General features: G+C 42.7%; 20 protein-coding genes. 9 read left to right on the top strand and 11 right to left on the bottom strand.

Features of this window, described 5'->3' with window-relative positions; translation table 11 throughout:
• Nucleotides 1-29: 29 nt before the first annotated feature.
• Nucleotides 30-833, bottom strand: a complete 804-nt coding sequence (locus VA249_RS19820) for an SDR family NAD(P)-dependent oxidoreductase (RefSeq protein WP_221070563.1) — start codon at nucleotides 831-833, stop codon at nucleotides 30-32.
• A 227-nt stretch (nucleotides 834-1,060) separates the two neighbouring features.
• On the opposite strand from VA249_RS19820, the gene VA249_RS19815 reads away from it, so the two are divergent.
• Complete coding sequence (locus VA249_RS19815; protein ID WP_128813270.1) at nucleotides 1,061-1,300, top strand: HP1242/YdcH family protein; 240 nt, start codon at nucleotides 1,061-1,063, stop codon at nucleotides 1,298-1,300.
• Nucleotides 1,301-1,496: 196 nt separating this feature from the next.
• Here the strand turns inward: VA249_RS19815 and VA249_RS19810 are convergent, their stop codons facing one another.
• Entirely contained in the window at nucleotides 1,497-2,150 is a 654-nt protein-coding gene (locus VA249_RS19810) for a cupin domain-containing protein (protein WP_221070561.1), read from the bottom strand.
• A 360-nt stretch (nucleotides 2,151-2,510) separates the two neighbouring features.
• Here VA249_RS19810 and VA249_RS19805 point away from each other — a divergent pair, with 360 nt between their 5' ends.
• Nucleotides 2,511-3,230, top strand: coding sequence for a beta-ketoacyl-ACP reductase (locus VA249_RS19805; protein WP_221070560.1), 720 nt, complete (start codon nucleotides 2,511-2,513; stop codon nucleotides 3,228-3,230).
• A gap of 164 nt (nucleotides 3,231-3,394) precedes the next feature.
• Nucleotides 3,395-3,946 carry a class IV adenylate cyclase gene (locus VA249_RS19800; protein WP_221070557.1) on the top strand — a complete coding sequence of 184 codons (552 nt, stop codon included), beginning with the start codon at nucleotides 3,395-3,397 and terminating at the stop codon, nucleotides 3,944-3,946.
• Nucleotides 3,947-4,034: 88 nt separating this feature from the next.
• Here the strand turns inward: VA249_RS19800 and VA249_RS19795 are convergent, their stop codons facing one another.
• The gene (locus VA249_RS19795) at nucleotides 4,035-4,568 is read right to left on the bottom strand and encodes a dihydrofolate reductase family protein (protein ID WP_221070555.1); all 534 of its coding nucleotides are present in this window, start codon (nucleotides 4,566-4,568) and stop codon (nucleotides 4,035-4,037) included.
• Between the two features lie 99 nt (nucleotides 4,569-4,667).
• On the opposite strand from VA249_RS19795, the gene VA249_RS19790 reads away from it, so the two are divergent.
• Together VA249_RS19790 and yghU are read left to right on the top strand one after the other, a co-directional pair.
• Complete coding sequence (locus tag VA249_RS19790) at nucleotides 4,668-5,234, top strand: TetR/AcrR family transcriptional regulator (RefSeq protein WP_221070553.1); 567 nt, start codon at nucleotides 4,668-4,670, stop codon at nucleotides 5,232-5,234.
• A gap of 216 nt (nucleotides 5,235-5,450) precedes the next feature.
• Entirely contained in the window at nucleotides 5,451-6,311 is an 861-nt protein-coding gene (gene yghU / locus VA249_RS19785; protein ID WP_221070552.1) for a glutathione-dependent disulfide-bond oxidoreductase, read from the top strand.
• Nucleotides 6,312-6,368: 57 nt separating this feature from the next.
• Here the strand turns inward: yghU and VA249_RS19780 are convergent, their stop codons facing one another.
• Nucleotides 6,369-7,268 (bottom strand): LysR family transcriptional regulator, encoded by a 900-nt coding sequence (locus VA249_RS19780; protein ID WP_221070551.1) that lies wholly within the window; start codon nucleotides 7,266-7,268, stop codon nucleotides 6,369-6,371.
• A 131-nt stretch (nucleotides 7,269-7,399) separates the two neighbouring features.
• On the opposite strand from VA249_RS19780, the gene VA249_RS19775 reads away from it, so the two are divergent.
• Nucleotides 7,400-8,362, top strand: a complete 963-nt coding sequence (locus VA249_RS19775) for an NAD(P)H-dependent oxidoreductase (RefSeq protein WP_221070550.1) — start codon at nucleotides 7,400-7,402, stop codon at nucleotides 8,360-8,362.
• Between the two features lie 120 nt (nucleotides 8,363-8,482).
• Here the strand turns inward: VA249_RS19775 and VA249_RS19770 are convergent, their stop codons facing one another.
• The gene (locus VA249_RS19770) at nucleotides 8,483-10,093 is read right to left on the bottom strand and encodes a BCCT family transporter (protein ID WP_221070549.1); all 1,611 of its coding nucleotides are present in this window, start codon (nucleotides 10,091-10,093) and stop codon (nucleotides 8,483-8,485) included.
• Between the two features lie 579 nt (nucleotides 10,094-10,672).
• Here VA249_RS19770 and VA249_RS19765 point away from each other — a divergent pair.
• Nucleotides 10,673-11,842, top strand: a complete 1,170-nt coding sequence (locus tag VA249_RS19765) for a D-alanyl-D-alanine carboxypeptidase family protein (protein WP_221070548.1) — start codon at nucleotides 10,673-10,675, stop codon at nucleotides 11,840-11,842.
• 184 nt (nucleotides 11,843-12,026) lie between these two features.
• Complete coding sequence (locus tag VA249_RS19760; protein WP_164837330.1) at nucleotides 12,027-12,338, top strand: SPOR domain-containing protein; 312 nt, start codon at nucleotides 12,027-12,029, stop codon at nucleotides 12,336-12,338.
• Between the two features lie 61 nt (nucleotides 12,339-12,399).
• On the opposite strand, the gene VA249_RS19755 is transcribed toward VA249_RS19760, so the two are convergent.
• The 3 genes from VA249_RS19755 to cspE all read right to left on the bottom strand — a co-directional run bounded on the left by VA249_RS19755 (nucleotide 12,400) and on the right by cspE (nucleotide 14,129).
• The gene (locus VA249_RS19755) at nucleotides 12,400-12,873 is read right to left on the bottom strand and encodes a peroxiredoxin (protein WP_221070547.1); all 474 of its coding nucleotides are present in this window, start codon (nucleotides 12,871-12,873) and stop codon (nucleotides 12,400-12,402) included.
• A 419-nt stretch (nucleotides 12,874-13,292) separates the two neighbouring features.
• A complete protein-coding gene (locus tag VA249_RS19750) occupies nucleotides 13,293-13,433 on the bottom strand; it encodes an adenosine deaminase (RefSeq protein WP_128813260.1) in 141 nt (46 codons plus the stop codon).
• A 483-nt stretch (nucleotides 13,434-13,916) separates the two neighbouring features.
• Nucleotides 13,917-14,129, bottom strand: coding sequence for a transcription antiterminator/RNA stability regulator CspE (cspE, locus tag VA249_RS19745; RefSeq protein ID WP_099080410.1), 213 nt, complete (start codon nucleotides 14,127-14,129; stop codon nucleotides 13,917-13,919).
• Nucleotides 14,130-14,442: 313 nt separating this feature from the next.
• On the opposite strand from cspE, the gene VA249_RS19740 reads away from it, so the two are divergent.
• On the top strand, nucleotides 14,443-15,291 hold the full coding sequence (locus tag VA249_RS19740; protein WP_221070546.1) for a pirin family protein: 849 nt from the start codon (nucleotides 14,443-14,445) through the stop codon (nucleotides 15,289-15,291).
• A gap of 113 nt (nucleotides 15,292-15,404) precedes the next feature.
• Here VA249_RS19740 and VA249_RS19735 read toward each other — a convergent pair whose 3' ends face one another.
• The 3 genes from VA249_RS19735 to VA249_RS19730 form a co-directional block, all read right to left on the bottom strand.
• Nucleotides 15,405-16,253: a patatin-like phospholipase family protein gene (locus tag VA249_RS19735; protein WP_221070544.1), complete on the bottom strand. Its 849-nt coding sequence runs from the start codon at nucleotides 16,251-16,253 to the stop codon at nucleotides 15,405-15,407.
• Between the two features lie 253 nt (nucleotides 16,254-16,506).
• Nucleotides 16,507-16,635, bottom strand: coding sequence for a hypothetical protein (locus tag VA249_RS24230; RefSeq protein WP_256997335.1), 129 nt, complete (start codon nucleotides 16,633-16,635; stop codon nucleotides 16,507-16,509).
• A gap of 266 nt (nucleotides 16,636-16,901) precedes the next feature.
• The gene (locus VA249_RS19730; RefSeq protein WP_221070542.1) at nucleotides 16,902-17,237 is read right to left on the bottom strand and encodes a hypothetical protein; all 336 of its coding nucleotides are present in this window, start codon (nucleotides 17,235-17,237) and stop codon (nucleotides 16,902-16,904) included.
• Nucleotides 17,238-17,294: the final 57 nt, after the last annotated feature.

The raw sequence follows: 17,294 nt of genomic DNA, 5'->3' as shown, positions 1-17,294 counted from the left end.
AGGTGTTTAAGGTGAGTCTATGATGGGGGTTAAGCCAGTCTGTTAATGATGGCCTCAATCGCATCAACGACTTGCTGTGATTTTGTGTCATTCATTGCATCACGATGAGGCTCAGCAAAGGCTTCAATGTCATTGTCAAAGTAAGCGCCGTGAGCTTGAGAGAATTCCTCGGATAATGCGGCTCGAATAAGAATGTCTGCACCTAAACCAATATCGTTTCCTGCAATGCCGTATGCATCTTTGACCATTTTGCTGCCAAGGAAAGATTTAGGGTTTACCGAGACGATCATTGGGCCAACATTCTTCAGTTGTAGCCCTAATAAGCGAGACCACATTGTGAGTGCCAATTTGCTTTGCGCATAGGCTTCACCATCGTTAAGGGATTTATTCCCCATTAATGCGTCAAGATTCACCGGAGCTTGTGCTGCTGAAGACAAGTTTACAATGCGTCCAGTATTATCTAACAATGGCAACAGTTCTTTAGTTAGCATATATGGTGCAATCGTGTTTACCGCGAAACGAACATCTAAACCGTCCTCTGTATCTGCATGTTCGGTGGAAAAGATGCCTGCGTTATTAATGATGACATCGAGTTTGCCAAAACGCTCCGCTACTTCAACGACCATTTGCTTAACCGCGCTCAGTGAAGACAGATCCGCGACAATGCTCTCCACTTTACCGCTGTTCATTTCGACTAAACGTTGCTCAACATTGTGAACTTTCGTTGGGTTACGACCATGTATAATTACATGATGCCCATCAGCAACCAAAGCCTTTGCTGTTTCTAAGCCAATACCGTCAGTCGAGCCCGTAATCAGAATGATTTTTTGCATGGTTAAGATTCCTCGTGAAGTTGTTACGAACAATCATAGTTGGGTAAGAGCCTCTAGACTATTGAGCGGCTTAGGAAAACACTTTATAGAAAAAATTGAAAATCAGTGAGTTGGTTTTTTTGTGGGCAATTCCACGAATTAGTCTTAGATGAAATGCTACAGTTATTGCAGTGTTGCTCATAATTTGAGCGGCGATACATCGATATAACTCAAGTAAAGAGGTCTTTATGTTAGGCGAAAATCACTCATTAACTCATGAATTCCCAGAACACTTAGACACCATTAATCAATTAACCGCAAATGACACATCATTCGCAGAGACAGCAAAAAATTATAACTCGTTAGATAAGGAGATTCGAGAACTTGAACTGCGCGGAAACCCTATTGATGACAATGAAATGAATGCCCTAAAACACAATCGAGCAGAACTTAAAGATTGGCTGTACTCCAAAATAATGAGTGCGTAGCAGAGCCCTAAATATCGGATTAGCGGCTCGGCCATCGAGCCGTTTGCCTCAGATCTGTGTCATTTTTTCTGCTTGTCTATCTTCTCAATCTTTCCTGAAATCGGCCCATCTTAGATATTGAATTTTTCTAGCTCGTTTCAACGGTAAGTCTATCCCTATCACTGGTCCGTGTTTGTATTTGTTTTTGGTGAGGTATTTAATCCATGAATAGGTGCCCCGTCTTCACCCAGATGATGGTGTCTGTAGTGACAAATGGAAAGTGTTCGCTATTGTGAGGGTTACGCATCCATGTATGTTTCGGGTAATGACCGAATTCATCTTTAAACTCACCAGATAAGACAAAGATCTCTTCACCACCGAAATGACGATGTGGCTGGAAGCGTTCTCCTTTTGGCCATTTCACCAATGCAACGTGCTCATGTTCAAATTCATGTAATGGCATGACTTGCAACCCGCCAATACCAGGTAACCACTTGGCGGTAGTTGTATCGATTCGAATTGTGGCGTGATCGTTGAGATTAAATTGATTCAGCTTCACTAAAATGACACACCCTTCTTTACTGTAGGGGGCATGGTGACTGCCTGGGGGATTACGTAAATAAGTACCAGCAGGGTAATGGCCATTTTCATCTGAAAACACGCCCTCAAGTACAAATATTTCTTCACCGATGGGGTGATTGTGTGTCGCAAAAGCGGAATTTGGCTCGTATTTTACGATGCTGGTGGTATGGCCTGATTCTTTTGCTTCTCTCTCTAAAGGCTTGCGCCAAACACCTTTCGCGGGGCTACTTTGCCAAGATGCATTTGCAGTGTGAATGACCAGTCGCTGAGAGAAATCCATGTTTAGCATACTCAAAACTCCCTATTTTATCGCTTATGTTATTACCCCTTCCGCCTTAATTGATATGAGTAATGCGTTCAAGGTTTAGGTGTCAAATGCTAGTGCTGGTACCAATTACTAAAGTATGACACCTAAATTTAATAATCAGGGGGTAACGTGATAACAGTAACATATCAAGAATATTTGCAGAAATATCATTGGGCCAACTTGATTAGTTGTACTGAGACTTCCAGACTGTTTTCTATATTGATATGAAAACCCATACGTATGTGAATAAAAACTCACTCAATGTCGCATTTTAATTCTCAAAGTAACCAAAGCAGTATGGGGCACACGAATTTGTAATCTCAACATTTAAGGAAGACCAAAATGAAACCTGAAAAAGTAGCAGTCGTAACTGGTGCCGCTCGTGGTATTGGGCAGGCTATTTGTGAGCAATTACTTGAAGATGGATTCCATGTTGTCGGGTTGGATATCTCTTCTGTCGACTGGACACAGTCAGAGCGGTTATCGAGTTATCAATTGAACCTCTGTGATGCGAAAGCCGTCAGTGAAGTGGTGAATACGATCGCGAATCAACATGGGCGAATTGATGTTTTGGTGAACAATGCTGGTATTACGCGAGATGCTTTGCTCCAAGATATGCTGGAACAAGATTGGGACAGTGTTATTGATGTCAATCTGAAAGCGGTGTTTTTGTTGACGCAATGCGTAGCGCCGACAATGCTGGAACAAGGTACAGGCAGTGTAATCAACATTGCATCCATAGTGGGGACTGATGGCAACATTGGTCAAAGTAATTACGGCGCAAGCAAAGGCGGAGTAATAGCGATGAGTAAAGGTTGGGCCAAGGAGTTAGCCCGCAAAGGCGATCAAATCCGAGTCAATTGTGTTGCTCCCGGATTTATCGCGACGGACATGACCAAAAATTTGCCGGAAAAGGTGATCCAGATGATGGAGAGCAAAACCCCGTTAGGTCGAATGGGTTCCGTGCAGGACATTGCCAATGGCGTGTCGTTTTTAGCTTCAGACAAGAGTGCCTATATCACAGGGCAAGTGATCAAGATTGATGGTGGTTTGGTGCTTTAAACCGCAAGCGACCCTAAAAACAGCAAATGCCCTTTACTTATGTTTAGGGCGTTTGTTGGATTCCTAGGATACTTTTCCTCTAAAGCCCCCCTGATTTCCTGTTATGTTCATGTTTAATCTTTTTGGTTTACAGTAAAATGTTCGCTTTTGGATAGGAAAAACCAATGAGCGAAAGTCATTTTCAAGGAAAATACGAGGTAGAGTTGAAGTATGCTATTGAATCAAAGACTAATTTTTTAGCTACGTTGAAGAGCATCCCTCATGAAATCATGCTTGAGAATAATATTGAATCTGACCGCTTCTTTGATACTCCCACTAAATTATTATCCGCACAGAATAAGAGTCTCTGTATTCGTACTATGGAGCCATCTGGCATTAAACTCTGGATTGTGAAAGGACCAGAGGAAGACCGATGTCAAGCAACGAATATCGCGGATGATCTTAGTGCGATGAGTATGTTAGAAACGATGGGTTATGAAATTACATTAAAAACAATGAAAATCAGAAGCATTTATTTTGTCGGAAAATTTCATATCACTGTCGATTCTTTAGAGGGTATTGGTGATTTTGCTGAATTTGCCATAATGACAGATGACGAATCAATGCTTGCAACATATCGGCTAGAACTTGAGGCCCTAGCAAGGAAATTCGGCCTAACCAGATCAGAACTGCAAAATAAATCTTATAAGCAAATGTTTGCTGAGAAATACGCATAGGCTTAGTTTTTCAGAGCATGTTTGACTAACCTAGTTTAAAGGCTATTCAGCTTTCACTAAAACTTAAGTCCTCAAGCAATAGACCAAGCTACCTTTCACGCACATAAGTCGTTTGTACTAACGTATCCAAAACAACTTCGCTCTTGGTCACTTTAAAATTGAGTGGTTGCTCCAAATCACCAAACAGAGGCGCGCCTCCACCAAGAAGGATAGGGAAACAAGTGATCACCATTTCATCAATAAGATCCTCTTTGAGGAAGTTTTGAATGGTCACGCCGCCGTCGATGTAAAGCTCGTTAAAGCCTTTTGCATTCAGGTCAGTAAGCACATCTTTTAGCTCGCCTTTTACTAAAAAGATTTTGTCTTCGTAGCCTTGTGGCACTTTCTTCATGGTATTGCTGAGTACGAACACGGGTTTACTGTAGGGCCAATCGCAATCAAAACTCAGCACAACATCTAAGGTATTACGCCCCATCACTAAGCCATCAATACGCTCCATCAGTGAGAAGAAGCCAGTATCAATGTTGTCTGGATTTGGTACGGATTGTAGCCAGTCGAGTTTGCCTTGTTTATCTGCGATGTAACCGTCCAGACTGGTTGCAATAAATACGATATTTGCCATGAGTACCTCATCAAAATGGTGATGCTTGAGCCAAGCTAAAGTATGGTTTAAAATTAATTCTACAATGTAGAATAATTATGATTTTATCGGGAATAACAAATGTCTGTCAACGAAAAGAAACGCGGGAGACCAGCCGCCAAGCAGTCGCAGTTAAGCGCAGAAAACATCCTAGATACAGCTAAGTCATTGATGAAAAAGGATGGCAAGGTACCAAGCATTCGCTCGTTAGCGACGCAATTAAATATCGATCCTATGGCGATCTATCACTACTTCAAAAACAAGAATGCCTTGCTTGAAGCGTTGACCACATCGCTGGTGGAGGAAATTTATCAACCGAAAGTGAATGACGATTGGCAAGGCGAACTCAAAAACTTGTGTGTTAGCTACATTGAACTGCTGCATGAGTACAACGGGTTATTGCAAACCATGCTGAACATGACATCTCATGGCCCTGCTCAAGTGTTTACCGAGCGTTATCAAATCATTGTTCAGCCTTTGGCATTGTCTCCGCAAGTGGAGAAAGACAGTTTGGATCTATTGGCAGATTACCTACACGGGTTCGCGTTCTCGATCAGTTGTTGCCACGATGCGAGCTTGATTAAGACGGAGATGATGGATGGGCCGTTGAATCTCATCTGTTCTTCGTTACTAGCATCTCGAACCTAGTTCACATTAACGTGTACTTTTTACTTATAGCATGAAAGAAATTCCCATAACCAAAGGTTCTAACTAAAAGAGATTGCAGGACTTTTATTTGGCGAATTCGACCTAATATCTTGAGTATGCCCAATCGCAGTTGGCGAAGTGGTGATTTTAATAATACTTGCTGGCGCGCAAAAGCCGTCAGTTTGAAGATGCATTCAAACACAATAAGGGATAACAATGACTAACGAATACATTCCACCAAAAGTTTGGACAAACGATAATGAAAACGGCGGTCAGTGGGCGAGCATCAACCGTCCGGATTCTGGCGCACGTCATGAGCAAGCGCTTCCAATTGGTGAGCACCCATTCCAACTTTACTCAATGGGTACACCAAACGGTCAGAAAGTGACGATCATGTTTGAAGAGCTTTTGGCGGCAGGCGTAACAGCAGCAGAATACGATGCGTACCTAATTAAGATTGGCGATGGCGACCAGTTTGGTTCTGGCTTTGTATCAGTTAACCCGAACTCAAAGATTCCTGCGTTGGTAGACCGTTCAGGTGCTGAGCCAGTGAACGTGTTTGAATCTGGTAACATCTTGTTTTACCTAGCAGAGAAGTTTGGTCACTTCCTACCAACAGAAGGTGCGAAACGTGCTGAGGTAATGAACTGGTTGTTCTGGCTACAAGGTTCTGCGCCATACCTAGGCGGTGGTTTTGGTCACTTCTACGCGTACGCACCAGAGAAGTTCGAATACCCAATCAACCGCTTCACGATGGAAACAAAACGTCAGCTAGACGTACTCGATAAGCGTCTTGCGAACAATGAATTCCTAGGTGGCGATGAGTACAGCATTGCTGATATTGCAACTTGGCCTTGGTACGGCAACCTTGTATTGGGTCGTGCTTACGATGCAGCTGAATTTTTAGACGTAGCAAGCTACAAAAACGTTGTGCGTTGGGCGAAAGCGATTGATGATCGAGAAGCAGTGAAACGTGGCCGCATTGTTAACCGCGCATGGGGCGAAGAGTGGGATCAATTGGCAGAGCGACATAGTGCAGCTGACATTGATGCGGTATTGGCACAGAAACCTGAGTAGTTCCTCCTCCCGAATAAACAAAAAAGGAATGCATCGTCGCATTCCTTTTTTGTTGTATTAAAGCTCAGCTTTCTCGAGTAAGAAATCAATGAGTACACGAACGCGTTTGGCTTTTTGCGTGTTTTTGTGGAAATAAACATACAAACCTGAATAAGGCTGCCAGAACTCTTCTAGCACTGGCACAATCAAACCTTGCGCAAAGTCGTCTTCAACGATTGGAGTTACGATGCGACCAATCCCCAAGCCATTAATTGCAGCGTCGACCATGAGGTCAGTGTCATTTACAATCAGCGCAATTGGCATATTGACGGTCACTGTCTCACTTTTTTGGTTTAGGGTAAGCGGTGCGATTTGGTTAGAAGAGATAAAACGATACTGGATCAGTTTGTGTTGCTGTAGATCTTTAGGTGTTTTTGGTACCCCATACTGCTCAAGATAAGAGGGTGATGCGAACAACGCTTCTTTTACCGGTGGGGTAAGTTGCCGTGCGATCATGCCATCTTCCACTTTGTCGCCAAAGCGAATACCCATATCAAACCCTTCTCGAATAATATCGACGGCTTTGTCTGACACCGAGATTTCCAATTGAATATCTGGATAGCGTTGGCAAAACTCTATGTAGATGGGTTTGAGAAGCGATTGGTATACAAAGCGGGGTAAGGTGATACGAACTTTGCCAGATGGTACTCGCCTTAAGTCGCTGATGCTTTCTATTGCAAGACTCAAATCAGACATTGAAGGACGAGTACGCTCGTAGAGCTGCTGGCCGGCTTCTGTCAGCTCAATCCGACGAGTTGTACGTGTAAATAAGGGTAAACCGAGTTGTTCTTCCAACATCTTGAGAGCTTGGCTTACTGAGGGGGGCGCGATTTCCAACTTACGTGCCGCAGCGGTGATACTGCCTTCTTGCGCTATCGTATGGAACATCATTAACTGGTTGTAGGTACTGCCGTTCATATGTCATTCCTAAATCAAAGATATTATTAGTTTCTGCCTAATAATGATTTAAGTAAAGAGCGTCTAAAACTAAGGATTGTTTCAGCGTATTCTCTATGCATCGGTTAACGTTTTGAAGCAGAGGAATTACGATGAGTAAAGTACTGGTTATTTCAGGTCACCCAAACTTAGATGCGTCATATACAAACACAGTTATTCTAGACGAGATAAAAGCAGGGCTTAATGATGTGGAAGTTCGCCGTCTAGATACTCTGTACCCGAATTATCAAATTGACGTGGAAGCAGAGCAAGCGGCGCTTTTAAGTGCGGATGTCGTGGTGCTTCAATTCCCATTTTATTGGTACTCATCACCAGCGCTATTGAAGAAGTGGGTTGATGATGTATTCAGCTTTAACTTCGCGTATGGTCCAGAGGGCGACAAGCTCAAAGGCAAGGATTTCATGTTGTCATTTACGATTGGTGGTCCTGCGGAGTCTTACGACCCTCTAGGCTACAACCACTTTACGATTGAGCAGTTTGTTTACCCATTTCAGCAAACGGCTTACTTGGCTGGCATGAACTACCAAAAACCCGTATATACACATCGTATGGTTTACATTCCAAACGTGTACAACAAGTTAGAGGAAGTACAAGCACGCGCAAAAGATCATGCGAATCGTTTGATAGCGCAAATTGAAGCGTTAACGTCTTCGCCAGAAAGCCGTATTCAAAAGTTTGTAGGTCAATGGTTTGCGAAGTTTGATTTGCTAGACGGGGAGACTGACTTTTTTACTGAGAAGTTAGCTGAAGATGTCAAATGGCTGATGCCTGAGGGGGAGTTTTTCGGTCATGATGGTTTCCGCGATTGGTATGCGATCGTACGCAACACCTTTAAACCTAATTGCGATCACGATGTTCAGCAGATTGAAGTGACGCCGAATGACGACGGCTTCCAAGTAGAACTGCGTATTTTGTTGTCAGCTGAAAGCGTTGAAAATAATACGATGAACGGTGAAGCTGTTCATTTAACGGTGAATGAAACGTGGCAGGTCACTATCCAAGAGTCGGGTGATATTACTGTTCATGAATACAGAGTAGTACCTGTAAATCACTAAGTGTTACACAAACACAAATGGCAAAAATGAGCGCGAATATGCGCTCATTTTTATTGTTTTTCTTATTTTTGGCTTTTCTGATTTTGTTATCGTTTCTATAGCCTTACAAGCCTCACATACTTATCGAGCGGTTGCTGGCAAGATAGCGTCACCTTTGTAGGCTGGTAACTCAGAGCGCAGACCTTTAATTAAGCTGACACACATAACAAGCAACACTAAGGTAAAGGGTAATCCGGTTGCAACAACACCGGACTGCAAGGCTTGCAGCGCTTCTTTACCGCCAATCCAAAGCATAACCGCTGCAATAGATCCTTCAATACATGCCCAAAAAATACGTTGAGGTACAGGAGCATCAATCTTACCGCCAGCCGTAATGCTATCGATAACCAATGAACCAGAGTCTGATGAGGTAATGAAGAACACCAAAATCAGAACAATAGACAGTACTGAAATGATTGAACTAAATGGCATCGCATCGTAAACGTGGAACAGAGTTAGCGAGATATCAGTCAGTCCATTTGCGCCTAGTTCACCGACGTTGTTCACCACTTGATCAAGTGCAATACCGCCGAATACAGCCATCCAAATGAGTGTTACTGTGGTTGGAATGACGATAACCGCGAACAGGAACTCACGAACGGTACGGCCTTTCGATACGCGTGCGATAAACATGCCGACAAATGGGGACCAAGATACCCACCAAGCCCAATAAAAGACCGTCCAACCATGCATCCAGCCGGAGTCTTCTCGACCATGAGGGTTACTAAGGGCGAAGATGTTTTGGGCATAAGCGACGGCACTATCCCAAATAGAGCTGCTCGCTATATCAAAGCTAATAAACATGACAAACGCCAACAATGCAAAGGCAACCGCCATGTTGATGTTGCTGAGTAGTTTCACGCCTCCGTCGATACCACGGATGACCGACAACACAGCAATAAAAGTGACGAACGCAATCACGATCATTTGCATGCCGATGCCTCCATCAAGGCCAAACACATGATTGATGCCGCTGGTTGCTTGTTGTGCACCGAGGCCGAGAGAGGTTGCCAAGCCGAATAATGTCGATAGAACGGCAAGAATGTCGATAACGTGACCCAACCAACCCCAAGCTCTGTCACCAACCAAAGGGTAAAACGCCGAACGTAAAGACAGCGGTAGGCCTTTGTTAAACGCGAAGAAAGCGAGAGAGAGTGCAACGATGGCGTAGATTGCCCAACCATGAATACCCCAGTGGAACATGGTTGCACCCATGGCAAGAGATTTGGCTTCTTCAGAATAGGCTTCGACGTTTAATGGTGTGCCATACCAGTCTGTGAAGTAAGCCGTTGGCTCTGATACGCTCCAGAACAATAGGCCGATCCCCATCCCCGCAGCAAAAAGCATAGACAGCCATGAAATTGTCGAGTGTTCTGTTCGAGCATCTTTGCCGCCAATTCGGATCTTGCCAAGTGGTGATAGCAGCAGAGCAATCGCAAATAAGATAAAGAAGTTTGTTGACCACATAAAGAACAGGTCAAAATCGGAAATGATGCTGTTTTTTAGTCCGTTTAGAGCATCCCGAGCGGTGGCGGGTTCAACAATGAGAAGAGAAGCGAGGCAAAGAATGACAAGGCCGGCGCTAATTCCAAAAACAGGATTGTGTATATCAAAGCCCCATTTTTGAACGTTGTCTTGACCCACCTGATAATCGGTCGTTTCGATACTATATTTTTTTAGTGCGTTATCCATAAATACAACATATACGCTTTTTAATGTGCTTATCTTTATCTAAGAAAAGCACTAAAACCGCCCTCCATTTATTTTGAGTTCAAATTAAAAATTGCGACGAGATGATAATGTTTTGTGTAAAACTATGCAAATTTAACTTTGTTTGTGTGATTTTATGAGAACTTAAGCCGGTTTTGATTGGGTTGGTAAGTGATTTTGTAAGAGGTGTAATATTTTGAAGTGTAATCTTTTTATCATTGAGTATGGCTAGCAATTAGAGGCCTATAGAGTCGTATAAGCGATAAGCTAACGAGCTAAATACACGGGCATAGGACATTGGCGACATTCATTGATAGACCAGCCTTATCAATGTGGTCGGTATTAGTCAGAACATTCTCTTATTGCTGTGATACATAGTCTGAGTGAATGCCTAGGGTCTATAAGCCTTATAAGATTTGAATTATTTTTGTACAAATTCCAACTGGCATCGCATTCTTTTCGACAAATATCGAGTAAACGTAACCAATCGTAACAGAGTTGCTGTAACTGAACAGCGTTTCAATATACTCGACTAAGTTTGTAAGCCCAAAGAATGCTGATATGAAAAATAACACTTTATTCACTGCTACGTTAGCAACCACACTGACGGCAGTCTCCTCCTTTAGTTTTGCTGCGCCGACCGTTGTACCTAATGCTCCAGAATTGAGCTCTCGCGGTTATGTTTTGATGGACTACCACACAGGAACGGTATTGGTAGAACGTGATGCGGATAAACGTTTGAATCCTGCAAGCCTGACAAAGCTAATGACAGCCTATGTGGCAGGTCAAGAAGTGAAATCTGGCAATATTAGCCTTGATGATGATGTGGTGATTAGCCGCAATGCTTGGGCCAAGAACTTTCCTGATTCTTCTAAGATGTTTATCGAGGTCGGAACTTCGGTTTCTTTATCGGACCTTTACCGTGGCTTGATTGTTCAATCAGGCAATGATGCGAGCGTTGCGATTGCTGAGCATGTGGCGGGCAGTGAAGCTGGTTTTGTTGGCTTGATGAATAGCTGGGCAAACCAACTTGGTTTAGATAACTCGGCGTTTACCAACCCACATGGTTTAGACAGTGACGGCTTGTATTCAACGCCTCGAGATATCGCCACTCTCGGTCGCGCGATTATTCGAGACTTGCCAGATATTTACCCACTCTATAGTGAAACCTCATTCACTTACAACGGCATCACACAATACAACCGTAACGGTTTGCTGCGTGATCGCAGCATGAACGTGGATGGGATGAAAACAGGTTACACTAGCGGCGCGGGTTATAGCCTTGCCACTTCTGCCACAAGTGGCGACATGCGTTTGGTCGCGGTTGTGATGGGGGCGAAAAGTCCGAGTATCCGCGAGTCGGAAAGTAAACAGTTGTTGAGCTACGGTTTCCGTTTCTTTGATACTGTGGTGCCAACAGCGGCAGGTAAAGACATGGCCTCTGCTCGTGTGTGGATGGGGGATAAAGATGAGATTCGTGTAGGTGTTGAACACGATGTTTACCTCACTTTACCGAAAGGGGATGTCAATAAGCTGGAAGCTGACTTGGTTTACCATGGTGATTTGATGGCACCAATTCAAAAAGATCAAGTGGTCGGAAAAGTACTGTATAAAGTGGATGGCGATATCGTGAAAGAAACCAACCTTGTCGCGCTAGAGCCTGTCGATGAAGGTGGTATCTTTAAACGTCTCATGGATTGGTTCAAACGTTTGGTGTCGAGCTGGTTTTAATTCCAAGCAGATTTAATTTACTTAGGCGGCCAAGTTGGTCGCCTTTTTGTTGGGAGAAATCATCAGAGATACAATAACGGAGTGACAAGTGCATAAGACGCTACCTTTGATATTCACCTTTCTAGTTACTGGCTGTACCGTTCCATCCTATACAACAGGCACGCCTGAGCAGTGTGTGGGGGTGATGTCAACGCAAGATGCCTATGGCTACCTCAATCCAAACCATTACACCATGCAGGTACTTGCGCTTAAGCAGGAGAGGGACGTAAAAGAATACATTCGCTATATTGATCCTCAATACCCGGTATGGGTTAACTGGAAGAATAGTCGAGGTACGCGTTGGTATACAGTGACGGTTGGGGACTTCAAAACGAAGCAAGATGCTTACAATGCGCGTTCGTCTTTGCCAAGCCGCGTGAAACAGTCTGCTCCTTTTGTTTTGACGTTTGCAGAAATGCAGCGTAAACAAGAAACGAACGTAGTCAGAATGCGTTAGAAATGTGATGACACAAAACGGAATCGAATGCCTTTCCGTTTTGTGTATTACGGTAAATTGATTATAGCAGGCTGAGAATAGTTTCTGCTTTGCTGGCTTCAAACGTTTTTGGCTCTTCGATGTTGAGTGTAGTGACCACGCCATTTTCAACGATCATTGCATAGCGTTGAGAGCGTACACCACCAAAACCGCCAGTATCCATTTCGAGCCCTAATGATTTAGTAAAGCTTCCGTCCCCATCGCCAAGCATTGTTAGCTCTGAAGCGTTTTGTGCTTCGCCCCAAGCTTGCATAACAAATGCATCATTCACCGACACACATGCAATCAGATCGACGCCTTTCGCTTTAATTTGGTCAGCGAGAACAACGTATCCAGGTAAATGCGCTTCTGAACAGGTTGGTGTAAATGCACCAGGAACCGCAAATAAGACTACTTTCTTGTTGGCAAAAAGTTCGGACACTTGGTGGTTTACCATTCCATCAGCTGTCAGTTCACTGAGTGTTGCACTCGGGAGCGTTTGGCCTTGTTGAATCATGATTCTCTTCCTTTTGTGTATGCTTTGCTTAGTTTACTCAGTCTAGCGCCAAAACAGTCGTCTAACCACAGATGGATAGTAAGGTCTTAGTGGGATCTTATTAAGATTGTTAGTGACAGATAGAGCTCGTCTAAAGGAATAAGAGTGTAGAGATTAAGAGTTCGGAGAATGAAAACTGGAATAATAGAGTTAGCAAGTCACTCATATAGGATTGATTTCAACGTATGATGTTTTATTTCTAGCACACACCGGCTAAAAATCGAATACTCAGAGGCTAAACCTGAGTGACACCATACGAGAAAATGGGGATTACCGACTATTACGTGCTCTTCTCATTGTGAACTGAGGAGGGGTGGCGATACCTTGCACTTCGATATGGAATAGAGAGGAATAATATAGAAAGGAAATAAGCGTAAGTGTTATAGATCAAACAATTTATCAAATTCTCTTTGCGCCATGATGTCTTCAATACGGCGGCGAGTTTGTTGCTTCAATGCTGTAGCATTTAGCTCCGCTTCTTTCTTTTCTTTCTCAATTTGCTTTTTGTTCTTCTTGCTCATTATATATTTCCTGCTCGTTGTTATATCTTATTAATGCACAGAATGGATTTATTTAATAATAAAACTTCCTAGCTTTGAACCTGAGTCACACAGTATGTCACCTGAGCTGCTCTTTTCACAGTATTTAAAATCAATGAGATAACAAGTTGATTTAAGTTTCGGCAATATGTGACGTCGTAGAACATCACCATTTAGTTGATGTATGTTAGCACGCCAAGAAATGTCGGGTTGTTTTAAATGAAATTCAATTTCTATCATTTATTCTCCTGTTTGTTAGTGATCTTTTCTTTGCTTGATAATTGGTACCAGTGTCGTTGGCGACCTGTTCTTTTAGACATAGATTTTTCCTAATTTAATTAATAATATCTGCATGATAAATTTTGGCCGCAGAAAGCCAGGCAATAAAAAATTGCTGAAAGAGATTTGTAAATGAATGGAGAGAAATTGGCGCAGCAAGGACTTACCGCACCAAGAAAAGCTATCTTATAGAGGAGTAACTTCAGTCGCTTGAGGACCTTTTTTACCATCTTCTACATTGAAGCTTACTTTCTGACCTTCAGTCAAAGTTTTGAAACCATCTGCAACGATAGCGTTGAAGTGTACAAACACATCTTGGCCGCCGTTGTCTTGAGATAAGAAACCGAAACCTTTAGTTTCGTTAAACCATTTTACTGAACCAGTTACTTTACCAGACATAAAAACCTCTGAATTATAGACAAATTTTAGATGGATCTTTTTTAAGCTATTGAATGTGCAATGAAGAGGAAGTTTTACGCAGGTGTCTGAATTGAGGGATTCAAGAAATTACTGAGAGGGAACTTAAACTAAATGTAGCATTAACAGCTCTATTTTAGAGCCAGCCGCCACTATACAGAGTGTTTAAAAAATAGCTAGATAAATTTTCAATTAAATTTTGTTCAAAAAATCTGATGAAGTAGAGCAAATCCATCCACTCATGATTCTACAAGGGTTCCCTAGAATGGAGTTATACCCAAAAGGAGAAAAGATTATGAGTACAGTTCGAGATATTCGTCAGATCATTCCATCACATGCCACCGCCGATGGTGACGGTGTTAAAATTCGCCGTGTTGCTGGGTTTAACAATGCGCACTTTTCGCCATTTTTAATGGTGGATGAGATGAAATCTGACCGACGTTCAGATTACGTTGGTGGTTTTCCTCCACACCCACACCGTGGTATTGAAACCTTGACTTATATGTTAACAGGGCACTTTCAACATCGTGATCACATGGATAATGTTGGTGAACTTCGTTCTGGTGGTGCTCAATGGATGGCAGCAGGACGAGGTGTTATACACAGTGAAATGCCAATAATGGAAGAGGGTGAGTTGCACGGATTCCAGATTTGGATCAATCAACCTGCACGCAATAAAATGCTCCCAGCGCAGTATCAAGATTTTCAACCTGAAACTATTACAGAGTATCAAGCCAGTGAGTTTGGCTTAGTTCGGGTGATCTCGGGACAATTAAATGTTAATGGTGACGTGGTTCAAGGCCCATTGAATAAAACAGGTGTGTCAGTGACGGTTGCTGATTGGCGCACTCATCCAGATGCATTACTTAAACTCGATACGCCTAAAGAACAAAATATGATGATTTATGTGTATAAGGGCAGTATCAGCATAGGAAGTAGAGAGATAAAGCAAAATGAACTGGCATTATTAACAAACGCTGAGACAGTTGAGCTAACAAGCTCAGATGAAAGTGGTATGTTATTGTTTATGGGACAGCCGATTGATGAACCCGTAGTGCATTATGGACCATTTGTGATGAACAGCATCGAAGAAATTGAACAGGCGATTCAAGATTATAATTCAGGTGTGTTTGATACCTATTAATTGAATCTGTTTAAGTTTTTCTTGGCTACAGATAGACAGATAGACAGATAGACAGATAGATAGACACAAGGTTAGCCCGTTTATTACTGATAAACTCACGATAGTCACACTGGCTATTTACTTTCCCAGCGTTTGATCGCTTGTTTTCCACACTCAAGCCCAAGGTCGTAGGCTTTGCGAAGAGGTTCCGGTGAGCGACTTAGTCGCTTTAATTTGAAGTTATTGGGAGGGCAAACCTGAATAATCTCAACATTAGCCGGAGGGTTTTCGATCAGATGTAATGCTTGGTTATATCGTTCATGACGAGTCAGCATGGGTTGGATTAAGGCGGGTGTATCTTTTAATAAATGAGCCGTAAGCGAATTGAGTGTAGGGGTGGATTTGCGGTAATGGGCTGGACGACTGCGAAGAACCATGATTTTGCGTGCTCCACGCTTTATTGCTTCGGCTACTGGAATGGCATCGGCTACGCCACCGTCAACATATGTCACGCCATTTAAGCGAACACCGCGACGGTACAAAATCGGTAATGCACTGCTGGCTTTCATTGTTTCGGCTAGCATCTCAACCGATGGTGTTAAGTACTCGGGCTGTCCATTGTCTTGCCTTGTAACACCAAGGAAGAAAGGGCGTTCATCCGCTCGTAGTACATTCTTATCTATACCTAACTCTTTGAGCGTAATATTCCACATCCAGTCAAGGTTCATGATATCGCCACCTCGTACGATTTGGCTCGGTGAGATGAATTCTTGACGCAAACTGTAATCGAGGTAAATCTTTCGATTTCTTCCTGGCATTTTGGCAAGGTATGCTGCCAAATTGCTTGCACCTGCAGATACCCCCCAAAAACTATCAAAAGGGGAGAAGTTTTCGGCTAAAAAGTGGTCAAGTATCCCGCAGGAAAATATTCCACGCATTGCGCCACCCTCTACAATCAATGCACGAGATCCAACTTGTTCCATCCTAGTTCCCATTTCTGTCACGCTCTATCCAGCAGTCTAGAGTAACGGATCTAATTGCGGTTGGGGAATAATTTATTAAAAGATTGAAGCTACAAGATGTTAGCGATAAGGGATACATTGCTAGATGCGTGCCACCCGATGATCAGCATAAAAAGTTATGTAGATAATAGATAGAAAAAAAGCAGAGCACCAAGATGCTCTGCTTTTGTTAAAATCTGCTTTGCTTAGACTGCCTTTGTTTAAATAAACGTGGCTATAGGCTAGACAAAATTTGCTCGATTGGTAGCTTGGTAAATGCGTAGGTCACGCCTACACAAAATGCCGAACCGGTGATACCGATAGCAACCGTCGTTGCTAATAAAAGAAGTGTAATTTTAGGCATTAGATCTCGACCCATGTTTGAAAGATTGGCGCAGGATGCCGAATCGCTTCGTGTTGGTGTTTTGGCAAACGTATGTCGATATCTTGATGACAATTGCCGCGACAGGTGTATCTTTCATCCCAAACTCTCACTTGTTTTGATGCTACCAATTCCATGAGATTCTTATTCAATTAATTTAGTAAAAAATCTAATAGAGTTGGTATTCGACAACATGTTCATTTTTTGCTAATAACATTATTTGTCAACTTGTTATCGCAGCAATCTGACTATTGTGTAAAGCACACAAATAGTACCCACATGGTTGTTAAAGCAAGCAGTGGAGTGAACACTTTTTGGATTGATGCGCCATCAGTCAAGTCATAGATTTTGATCGACTCGTTATAGAACGCACGTTTGAATGCACCGAAGCTGATTTCATTTTTTACATTTGACTGTTCGTAACGCTGATGAGCAGAATCTGCCATTTGAGATTCAAGATCTTGGATATCGTATTCTTTGTTAAAAAATGCATCCCACGCAGAAATACGAGCAACGTTTTTTGGCGATTGCTTGCTTTTAAGTTTTTCTAGACGTTTTGCGTATGCAGCTTGATATTTATCCACGGTAAGTTCCTACATGAATAGATTATTATGCAGAACACAAATTAAAGTGCTCTACTG

Origin of the sequence: Vibrio alfacsensis (assembly GCF_019670485.1) — a bacterium.
In the GTDB taxonomy this organism is placed as follows: Bacteria; Pseudomonadota; Gammaproteobacteria; order Enterobacterales; family Vibrionaceae; genus Vibrio; species Vibrio alfacsensis.
This window is presented reverse-complemented; position numbering and strand designations above follow the sequence as displayed.

Bases quoted from the DNA above. Each gene is read 5' to 3' on its own strand.
- VA249_RS19820 (WP_221070563.1), bottom strand. From the start codon at position 833: ATGCAAAAAATCATTCTGATTACGGGCTCGACTGACGGTATTGGCTTA.
- VA249_RS19815 (WP_128813270.1), top strand. From the start codon at position 1,061: ATGTTAGGCGAAAATCACTCATTAACTCATGAATTCCCAGAACACTTA.
- VA249_RS19810 (WP_221070561.1), bottom strand. From the start codon at position 2,150: ATGCTAAACATGGATTTCTCTCAGCGACTGGTCATTCACACTGCAAAT.
- VA249_RS19805 (WP_221070560.1), top strand. From the start codon at position 2,511: ATGAAACCTGAAAAAGTAGCAGTCGTAACTGGTGCCGCTCGTGGTATT.
- VA249_RS19800 (WP_221070557.1), top strand. From the start codon at position 3,395: ATGAGCGAAAGTCATTTTCAAGGAAAATACGAGGTAGAGTTGAAGTAT.
- VA249_RS19795 (WP_221070555.1), bottom strand. From the start codon at position 4,568: ATGGCAAATATCGTATTTATTGCAACCAGTCTGGACGGTTACATCGCA.
- VA249_RS19790 (WP_221070553.1), top strand. From the start codon at position 4,668: ATGTCTGTCAACGAAAAGAAACGCGGGAGACCAGCCGCCAAGCAGTCG.
- yghU (WP_221070552.1), top strand. From the start codon at position 5,451: ATGACTAACGAATACATTCCACCAAAAGTTTGGACAAACGATAATGAA.
- VA249_RS19780 (WP_221070551.1), bottom strand. From the start codon at position 7,268: ATGAACGGCAGTACCTACAACCAGTTAATGATGTTCCATACGATAGCG.
- VA249_RS19775 (WP_221070550.1), top strand. From the start codon at position 7,400: ATGAGTAAAGTACTGGTTATTTCAGGTCACCCAAACTTAGATGCGTCA.
- VA249_RS19770 (WP_221070549.1), bottom strand. From the start codon at position 10,093: ATGGATAACGCACTAAAAAAATATAGTATCGAAACGACCGATTATCAG.
- VA249_RS19765 (WP_221070548.1), top strand. From the start codon at position 10,673: ATGAAAAATAACACTTTATTCACTGCTACGTTAGCAACCACACTGACG.
- VA249_RS19760 (WP_164837330.1), top strand. From the start codon at position 12,027: ATGTCAACGCAAGATGCCTATGGCTACCTCAATCCAAACCATTACACC.
- VA249_RS19755 (WP_221070547.1), bottom strand. From the start codon at position 12,873: ATGATTCAACAAGGCCAAACGCTCCCGAGTGCAACACTCAGTGAACTG.
- VA249_RS19750 (WP_128813260.1), bottom strand. From the start codon at position 13,433: ATGAGCAAGAAGAACAAAAAGCAAATTGAGAAAGAAAAGAAAGAAGCG.
- cspE (WP_099080410.1), bottom strand. From the start codon at position 14,129: ATGTCTGGTAAAGTAACTGGTTCAGTAAAATGGTTTAACGAAACTAAA.
- VA249_RS19740 (WP_221070546.1), top strand. From the start codon at position 14,443: ATGAGTACAGTTCGAGATATTCGTCAGATCATTCCATCACATGCCACC.
- VA249_RS19735 (WP_221070544.1), bottom strand. From the start codon at position 16,253: ATGGAACAAGTTGGATCTCGTGCATTGATTGTAGAGGGTGGCGCAATG.
- VA249_RS24230 (WP_256997335.1), bottom strand. From the start codon at position 16,635: ATGCCTAAAATTACACTTCTTTTATTAGCAACGACGGTTGCTATCGGT.